At 30.5% G+C, this 3,091-nt stretch carries 2 protein-coding genes; one reads left to right on the top strand and one right to left on the bottom strand.

Going from position 1 to position 3,091, the window contains the following annotated elements:
* Positions 1-1,124 precede the first annotated feature (1,124 nt).
* A complete protein-coding gene (locus FHL06_RS12265) occupies positions 1,125-2,129 on the bottom strand; it encodes a protein rep (RefSeq protein WP_153386851.1) in 1,005 nt (334 codons plus the stop codon).
* 218 nt (positions 2,130-2,347) lie between these two features.
* Between FHL06_RS12265 and FHL06_RS12260 the strand changes: the two genes are divergently transcribed.
* Positions 2,348-2,956 carry a stage II sporulation protein M gene (locus tag FHL06_RS12260; protein ID WP_152581855.1) on the top strand — a complete coding sequence of 203 codons (609 nt, stop codon included), beginning with the start codon at positions 2,348-2,350 and terminating at the stop codon, positions 2,954-2,956.
* Positions 2,957-3,091 lie beyond the last annotated feature (135 nt).

Raw genomic sequence — 3,091 nt, 5'->3', positions numbered from 1 at the left:
TTGCTTTATTCCAATTGCTTTATTGACGTTGAGCCTCGGAACCCTTAACAATCCCAAAACTTGTCGAATGGTCGGCTTAATAGCTCACGCTATGCCGACATTCGTCTGCAAGTTTAGTTAAGGGTTCTTCTCAACTTCAATAAATTTTCTCGGCATAAATACGTGGTCTATTTTTTATTCTTACTCACTTTGATAGCAAAAAATGCCATTCCAATACAAAACCACATACCTATAATCGATAACCACATAGCAGCCATAAAATCGCTCCTTTTTAGCAAACTTTATCACAATAGTTATCGCTTTACAGGTCTATTTTTCGTCGTTATAATCTAGTTAAATCCCGTAAGGGCGCACTTATACGTTTGTTCCAAACGGTGCAAAAACCATAATCGACCTTCGTCGATTTTTTTAATCTTAGTTTTAAGTAATCGGTGTTGCAGCACAGATATAAAAATTAATACTGCATTATTAGTAATCGGCGTTGTGGCGCAGATACAAAAATTAATACTGCACGAATTTGAATCGACGTTGTAGCGTAGATATAAAAATTAATACTACATCAAAATTTAACTAAGATTTAAGCTACTAGTTTTTTGCTAGTAGCTTTTTTATTTTTAAAATTTTAAATACCTTTATTTTGAATTTTAAGGGGGCATTTTAAAGATTTAGGGGTAATCCATATAGTTTTATGCCCAAAAACTTATATAAGCTCTTAAAACGCAAATATGAGCCAAATAAATATATGCTATTTCCAAAAGTAAAAATTTGAGCAAAACCAGTGGCTTATTTTTTAGACACTGCCCAGTTACATGCAAATTAAAATTTTCATGATTTTTTATAGTTCCCGAAGGGATACAAACCTAAATTTTTAGATTTACATAAAATTATGGCTAAGAGCATAAGGAAAATATGCTATCAATTAAAATTGATAGGTCTGGCAAAGCCAGACATTCTAAACATTTCAGGTGTTTTTCAAACAATATCAGTTTTTTCTATTTGTCTCACCTTTGTGACACAATATATTAGGATTGTCTCACCTCTGTGACACAATATGTGTAAAGTGTCTCACTTTTGTCTCACCACTTTTTTTAAAAAAAGTCATAAAAAAACGCTAACTTTATAAGCTAACGTTTCAAATCTTTTAAGTAATAATTTTGTTTCTCAAAGTTCCAAATTGCCGTAATTGAATGTGCTTTTTCTTCTTCACCTGTTGTTCTATCTTCGTCACTTGTATTAATTAAATTGCCATCTTCGGCATCGTCTAAATTTAAAATTTTATGTTTTTGTTTAAGCAATCCACCATAACTCAACATACGTTTTCGGTATAAACCTTTTTCCAAATCATTCACGATTTCTTGATTTCTTTCATCATCATCAGTTAAAAAATCAGATGACTTAACAGAATATTTAGAGGTTTCTTTGATAGCTGCTTGAATATCTTTATCGCCTTTTTGATTTGGTTTGATCGCTTTAATATTTGCGACTGGTCGATAATCAACTTGTAATGCTTTTTGCCATAAACTGACCCATTCTGTCTGCGTAATATAATTTTCTTTTTTTCTAAAATACGCATTCTCAACACATAATAAAACATGCATATGTTGATTGTAACTACCATCATTTTTATTAACCGTAACTTCTGTTGATCGCATAAAACCAATTAAATTTTTACTGATTTTTTTATATTTAAATAATCTTCTAAATGATTCAGTTAAATGTTTTAAACTTTGTTCTAAAGTTTCACCATCTATCGCATTTCTTGTCGATAACGTAAGAAACAACCAACGTGCAGTTGGCTTTTCTTTAACCACTTTTTCAATCACTTTTTGAGCTTGATAACTATTTTTCATAGCACGCCTCCAATTACAAACTGGGCATAATTTCGACTTACAAAACCATGTCTTATGTAATTTCAAATAACCTTCATCAGTTGGCTTGAACTCTAAGACATTACCACATTGCTTTACGTTAAAAGCCTTTTTGATTTTTAAGATTTCCAGTATATCTGCATAACTTACATTATCTATTTTCTTTTCTCTCCATGGGCGTTGTTTCCCACTTTTCGTCATATCTTTTAATGTTTTATTATCTTGATTTTCGTCTATACATCTAGTAGTATTATATTGCATATAAAAAGACCTCCAGTATTGATTTAAGCGTCGTAACTTAATCATATTACTGGAGCTTTTTTATGTCAATTTTTTCTTTCACGCTTAAAAACAAACAAAAAGACTGTCATATCAACGATTAATGCATATTTTGAAAAAGAACGTTATTTCTATATAGTATCAAGACAAGAAGAAACTCGTTTCACTCGTTCCAAAAACAAACAAAAAAGAGGTCCCTTATGTTTAATATCCAAGATCCAAATTATGCTAAAAGAACCATAAAAATATTCATATTCACAACAACCATTTTCTTAATCACTTTAATTCTAGCAATTATTTTTAGCCCATCACTCGAAACTTTTAAAAATATGACAAACGGACAACACGGAAACATTTCTAAAACAAATGGTTTAATAAAGGTTTGGCAATATATTCTAAACAACGGTTTTAAAGTGCCATTTCAAATGCTAATACTTGCTTTAATTCCAATCCCATTTTTATACTTTTTAAATTTATTATCTACAACAATAATTACCGGAATAGCATTTGGTTTTGCAATCAGTTTTGATTTAAATAAAGGCCTCACCATGGTTCTATCTTCGGTACCACATACAATAATCGAAATATTTGCAATGTGTTTTGTTATCAGTGGTTTATATAAATTAAATAAAACAATCATTAGAAAAATAAGTAATCTTTTTAGAAAAACTAAAAAACAAAACTTTTCATTTAAGTTAGCTTTCAGCAATTTACTTAAAATATATTTTCTAATCGCTTTACCTTTATACATACTCGCAGCATTTTTAGAGACATACCTCACAGATTTTATATATAACTTATTTACCTAAATTCAACGTTGCTTTATTCCAATTGCTTTATTGACGTTGAGCCTCGGAACCCTTAACAATCCCAAAACTTGTCGAATGGTCGGCTTAATAGCTCACGCTATGCCGACATTCGTCTGCAAGTTTAGTTAAGGGTTC

The sequence above is a fragment of the Companilactobacillus halodurans genome (assembly GCF_009600985.1).
GTDB lineage: Bacteria > Bacillota > Bacilli > Lactobacillales > Lactobacillaceae > Companilactobacillus > Companilactobacillus halodurans.
The sequence above is the reverse complement of the archived record's forward strand: the minus strand, read 5'-3'. Positions and strand labels throughout refer to the sequence as shown.

What these genes read in the sequence shown, in the direction of transcription:
- FHL06_RS12265 (WP_153386851.1), bottom strand. Translation starts at nt 2,129, where the DNA reads ATGCAATATAATACTACTAGATGTATAGACGAAAATCAAGATAATAAA.
- FHL06_RS12260 (WP_152581855.1), top strand. Translation starts at nt 2,348, where the DNA reads ATGTTTAATATCCAAGATCCAAATTATGCTAAAAGAACCATAAAAATA.